This window comes from Rubritalea sp. (genome assembly GCF_039830215.1).
In the GTDB taxonomy this organism is placed as follows: domain Bacteria; phylum Verrucomicrobiota; class Verrucomicrobiia; order Verrucomicrobiales; family Akkermansiaceae; genus Rubritalea.
Genome location: NZ_JBDOPO010000043.1, coordinates 1 through 6024, shown reverse-complemented (window position 1 = coordinate 6024; position 6024 = coordinate 1). Strand labels below are relative to the sequence as shown.

General features: G+C 47.0%; 4 protein-coding genes. All 4 read right to left on the bottom strand.

From position 1 onward, the window contains the following. Nucleotides 1-2360 (bottom strand): Amuc_1098 family type IV pilus outer membrane protein (locus ABGY95_RS01095; RefSeq protein ID WP_347439830.1); only part of this gene is annotated, 2360 nt, incomplete at its 3' end. A gap of 128 nt (nt 2361-2488) precedes the next feature. Further along, on the bottom strand, nt 2489-3529 hold the full coding sequence (locus ABGY95_RS01090; protein ID WP_347439829.1) for an Amuc_1099 family pilus-like system protein: 1041 nt from the start codon (nt 3527-3529) through the stop codon (nt 2489-2491). 17 nt (nt 3530-3546) lie between these two features. Further along, nucleotides 3547-4620, bottom strand: coding sequence for an Amuc_1100 family pilus-like protein (locus ABGY95_RS01085; protein WP_347439828.1), 1074 nt, complete (start codon nt 4618-4620; stop codon nt 3547-3549). A 3-nt stretch (nt 4621-4623) separates the two neighbouring features. Then, the coding region (pilM, locus tag ABGY95_RS01080; protein WP_347439827.1) for a pilus assembly protein PilM at nt 4624-6024 on the bottom strand (1401 nt) is incomplete at its 5' end.

Genomic DNA, 6024 nt, shown 5'->3' with positions numbered 1-6024 from the left:
TTCTGGACATCTTCCCTCATCAATCCACCAACTGCAACTGTGTGACCGTCATAGATAGTAAGACCTGTATTCACACGACGTGTAGAGAATACTGGCATCTCGATGCGGTTCTCAGTAATAGTTACGGTTCGAGGGATACCCACAGCATCGGTTGCTGCAGTCTGAATAGGTGACCCATAGTTGATGAAACCTTCGAAATCAACGATTTCCGGTGCAAAACGCAGATCGATGGTATAACCATCTTCACCCAGCGTAGGCTCTACTTCCAGAGTAACACCAGTATTACGCGTTTCGAACGCTGTAGGAGTAGCTGGAGTCACCGGGAATGTACTACCTCCTGTAACGCCAACTCCACCGCCACCGCCACCAAGACCTTGTGTTGTACCAACACTGTCTGGAAGTTGTGGTGGTTCGTACTCAGTTGGGTAAATAAACTCCCGGATAATCTCGATAGTCGCCTTCTCACCAGAACGAGCAACGATGCTTGGAGCAGTCATTACGTCCGATCCTTTTTTCTGCGAGAGACCACGCATAATCATTTGTACCTGACCGTCAGTAAACAGACCGGTCAAAGACATGATACCTGGTGCCACGGAGTTAGATTGACTACTACGGTTAGGATTATTTAGGAAAGACTCGATACTATCACGTGTTACCGCGTAGTCACCTGTACGGTTACCACCAGTCATGATGTTTTGAACTCCTGCCGTTGGATCAGAAGGAATTCCAGGAACACTAAACCCGTTCACTGGGCTTCGGAAATCACTACCTGTACGAGGAGCTCCGTTACCATTCGTACCACCGCCTAGGAAGGTATTTCCTGAACTGTTCAGTGCAGTTGGTGTAAGAATCCAGTCAAAGCTGAGCTCATCTGTGTTCTCTTGGTTGATCTCCACGAACTTTGTGGACATGTGAATCTGCTTTGGCTTTTCCAACTTCAGAGCATTCACCAACTGCTCGATAATATCGAGATTGTTGGCTGTATTGCGCACAGTAAGAACGGAACGTGCCTTAGAGAAGCTTGCTGTGGCTCCTTCAGGGAACACGACACCCGACTCAGCAAGTAGATCCTTCACAGGTGGAGTCGGTGCGATACCTGTACTACTACCTGTATCTTCTGCAAACGGGTCATCACTTTCTCCTCCACCTAGTCCAGCACCACTATTGATGAGAGAAATGAAATCAGGTGGAACGTTGAAGGAGCGGGTGTAAAGCTCTGTATCATCAAAGTCTGTTGCCGGAAGGAGAACCACTGCATAATCTTCCACCTTGTAACGAAGTTGAGTCACATCACAAATCTGCTTCACCACAACTTCGAGAGGAACGTTGCGTAACTGGAGTGAACTGATTGTCTTAGAACCAGGCTTTGATCCACCACCAAACTCAGAAGCAATATCATCATCAGCAGCTGCACCAGTCACAGTAGGTGTGCGCACAACAAAGTTGACTCCTTTCTTAGAAGGATCCAGCTCAAGTGTATCGAGTTCACGTGCACGTTGGCGGAGAATGTCAATAGCTTGATCTACAGTAACGTCTTCGAAGTCAACGACGGGAAGCGCAATATTCTGAAGCTTACGCTTAATGTAAAGAGCTCCACTAACATCTACCGTAGAACCAGTTTCGGGTGATTGAGCGAAGTTAACGCTAGGCGCAACGGAGATCTCCCACGCTCTATCCACTTCCATTAGAAGTTCAGCACGTGTTTGATCATAAGCAGCGCGGTAGTAATCGGACTTTAAGCCAGCGATTGTCTCCATGCCACGGCGCGCCGCTTTGTTGTAGCGGTCAACGCGGAGAATTTCTTTATACTCTTCCTCAGCTTCATCGTACTTACCAAGGTTGTGGTAACCTTGTGCACGGTAGAGATGTTTACGCACTTTCTCTGCATCCTGAGTGTGATCGTAAGTCAGAACTGGGTTGGTACGAATTGGGTCATCGAGGTACTCCAACTGCTGCTTAGCTGCTTTATTGAGTGGGTCTTTTGCGAGAACATCAGAAAGAGTCTGACGAGCTTCAGCATAACGGCCTACACGACGGTAGGTTTGACTGAGCGCAATTGAGCCATCTACGAGATGACCTGTGTATGCATGACGACGGTCAGCTACTGCAGGGCCTGCAGGCAGAAGGTTGATTGCTTTGCGGTATTCCGCGACAGCTTGTTCATACTTGCCTTCGGCGTAGAGCTTTCGGCCATCAAGTATTGCGGCGTCCGCTTCTTGCACCTGTGCAGCACGGCGTGCGATCTCTTGCTGAACAAGTGACTGCGCCTGGGCTACGTGGGATGCTAGCGGCATAACAGCAGCCGCCGCCATAAGAATGGCTGCTGTGCGACTGGAACGATGCGTAGGTATTTTTTCCATGATTGGTGGGTAGGTTCTTCTAATGTAGGTGGGGTGTGAAGCTCTTTTTTCAGAAAAATGCAATTTCTTTGAAAGATCTCCATAGATCTATCTAATCTATTGAGTAATTAACTAACAGATAGACTTTTTTATCTCTTACGAACAGTAAGAGTTTTGGATTCTGGCTTACCATTGTGGTCAGCGGCTATCTCAACTGAGAATACCTCATTTTGCCCAACAAATGGCTCGATTTTTGTTACTTGGTAAGGGCGATCTTCCGCTTTGGGGTCGTAAGGTAGTGAGAATTTCTCGAATTCCTTAACAACAAAACTTGATCCTTCTTGTCCGAGCGCATGAAGCGTTAGAGTTACTGAGCGGTCTTGAACTTCGTTATAGCCAGCAACTTTCCCCTTGCGGAGAAGAGTAAAATTCTGCTTTGGCGTCCCCCTATAACGCGGTGTAGAATCTTCGACAGTGTATGCATCTTGACTACGACCAGTAACTGGGTCGACTACTTTGATTGCCTCGGCACTCAGAACAAAACGGCCTTTAATTTCGGCGTTTCCATCCTGAAAAAATGCAGCACCTTGCTTCACACGCTCACGGAAACTCAGTAATTTGTTATCACGGTAGGAAATCGTGATTGAATTCTGATCAAAAGAACTCCACTTCATCTGCATTTTAAAAATATCCACTCCATTGCCCACAACTTTAGCTAAAGGTGACGGATAAGACTCCCTGTCAGCTGGGTGCGTTTGACTATCAAATTCTTCGCGGTTAGTGAATCCATCTTTATCTGCATCTCGTTCGGCGGCATTGGCAAAACTTGGGTCGATCCCATACTTGCGCCACCACTCGTTCGGAATCCCTTTGTGCACAGGAGTTCCTTCATAAATATCGATTGGATCAACGGATCCATCAGCCATATAGAGTGTCTGACCCACGAATAAATCAACCTCACGACCGTCAACTAACTTAGGACGAATTCCAGCTGGATTTTTGCGAACCTCCAGCACGACAGCCATCTCAGCGAGTAACTCCGTAGCTGATTTATTGTTAATTTCTGCAGGAAGAGCTTGATCGCTAGTCTTCATTCCCTCTACGAGGAAACTAGTTACCACGACGCCTACCAATATTGCTGCGGCTCCGCCGAGCGCAGCCTTTTCATAATTTTCCTTTAACCAAGACATGTTTATAATCGTTACGGTTAGTTAGCTGAGCTAGATTTTTTTAATTCTACTTTCACGTCATCCTCGTCAAGGGTCAGCTCAGCTGACTGATTCAACAGGATAAGGTCCAGCTTGAGGAAGACATTCACCTTCTCACTACCAAGTACTGGTAACAACAAACGCTTTTGATCGCTATCGGAGCCAACAGTCGGCACATCAGCTTCCTCTGCAGCACTCACAGCATTTTCGACAATAGGAGTATCGGCACCTCCAATAACTCCGCTATCATCGTCATAAACAAAAGCATAATCCATGCTGGTCTTAACTTTAGCGGGTTCGAACTGTGCATCCCCCTTTGTTGGTGGGGTCATTCGCTCATTCTGCACACGCACATTACGAATAACGAACGCATACCTGTCGGTGTTAGCTATTTCTGACAGGAAATTTGAAAGACCTTTTTCGTCACTGCGGAATGTCAACTCCAGCGGCATAACGTAATACGCAGGCTCTTTCACGGCAGCCTTCACAGTATTCCTACTACCTCTCGTTACAGGAGCTGGAGCGGATTCTAAGTCAAACTTGGCGCGCACCACGTTGAGTAATGCCTCAGGCTTATTTTTTGCCAATTTCGTAAGCAACCACTCAGTAGCCTTCACTTGGTAGCTAAGCTCACCAGTAGCCTCCGGACGAGGAAACTTATTTGCATAAGCTTCAAATCCATAGACACATTGATCTGGCAGCTCGACTTTATTCTCCTGGAACTCGTAGTCCAAACGATTGCGATAGCTACTGACGATCGCACTGAATTTATCAGGCGCGAAGTCAGCAACAGCATTGGCCTTAGGACGATAGGCTGCAAACTGACCTTGTAGATCCTGCGCTCCTTTTGCGTAATCATTTACAATTGATTGCTTTTCTTCCAAATTATTCTGACTTGGAAATGGCTGCAAACTTTTAATTTTAGCTTCACTCCTAAGAGATTTTTTCAGTTTTGACTGCGCAGATGCTGTAGCATCACTCTTTCCCATAGAAAGGGAAATAAGCGCGATTGAACCAACAGCAGTGACCCCGGCTAGAGCGGCTGTGAATTTATTTTTCTGTATCCAGCTCATGATTTATCGGAGTGGTAATGGTTTCTTAAGTGGGATCGTTACGGTAAATGTGGCGGCAAACTCGCCTTCCTTCAGCATACTCTCAGTTTCAGAATATTCAGAAGTGGTGAGCGTTCTAGTTAAGGGCCTGCTGCCACTGGTGTCTTCAATTTCTAGTGTGAAAAATTGTGATTCAGATGTGAGCTTTTTAACTAGCTCGTTCACGCGTGATGCTCCATCTGCTCCGCGCCAGAGCCCCTTGACCCTTACAGCATTGATTACAGGTGCTACGTATTTTGGATTCGGACGACCTTTGGACAAGAATTCAGTCTCTACAGACTTCGGCACTGTCACGCTTGATGTTCCATAAGCGACGTCAGCGAAGTCACTACGAACAGCCTCTTCTGCCGGCTTCTCGCTGCCGACCTCATAATTAATAAGGGGGCTCATGTCTGTTACCCAAACATGGGTATCACCAAAACGTTGCTTAAGGTCATCAATTACCTCAAGCCAGTATCTTTGACCATAATGAGCTTGTACATACTGATCGGAAAATTCCTGAATGACCGCCTCACGCTCTATTTCATCTTTTATCGGCTCCGCAAACTCATTGAATGCATCAATGCGCTCGTTAACTGATTTGAGTTTACGTTCAGCATCTCCAGCCTTCATAGAGTTTGAAAGATACAATGTTGTAAAGGCTGCTAGAGTGACAGCCGCAGCTCCGATCAAGAATGGTCGGCGCCGCTTATCGTCACGCTCCAACTGAACCACCTCAGGAACCAAATCGATATCGATTGAAGCATGGTCGATATAACGAAGTGCCACACCAACCAGCTCACCAAGCTGATGGGCCTGCGTAGAGACTTTATTCACATCGATTTCTTGAGCTACGGAAATGCGCTTCAGCGGATTGAAATACTCCACTGGCAAGCGGAGTTTCTCCTGAAAGAAGTCGCCTATACGTGGAAGGTTTGCCCCACCACCCGCTAGAAAGACACGTATTGGAGCACTACCACCATGCTGGCTGCTGTAGAAGTTTGTTGTGCGTGCAATTTCAGCTGGCATCCGGTTGAGGGCTGTACGAATACAGGAAGCAAGAGCCCCTGTGAGTTCATCCATGCCCGATGTGTGGCGTGTATCGAGTGCGACCACCCCGTTAGACACCTTCTGAGATTCAGCTTCAGCGTATGGCACATTGTACTCTTTTGAAATGGCACTCGTAATCGCAGCTCCACCGATGGCTATACTACGAGTGAACACACGCTTACCTTCGACATAAATAAGGTTACTAGTTCGCGCACCAATATCAATCAAAAGGCTCGCCCCCTCAATCTCTCCATAATTGTAACGAAAAGCGTTCGCAAGAGCCATTGGAGAAGCATCCACGACTCCAGTCTTGTGTCCTGAGTCTGCAACACAGTC

Bases quoted from the DNA above. Each gene is read 5' to 3' on its own strand.
- ABGY95_RS01085 (WP_347439828.1), bottom strand. From the start codon at position 4,620: ATGAGCTGGATACAGAAAAATAAATTCACAGCCGCTCTAGCCGGGGTC.
- ABGY95_RS01090 (WP_347439829.1), bottom strand. From the start codon at position 3,529: ATGTCTTGGTTAAAGGAAAATTATGAAAAGGCTGCGCTCGGCGGAGCC.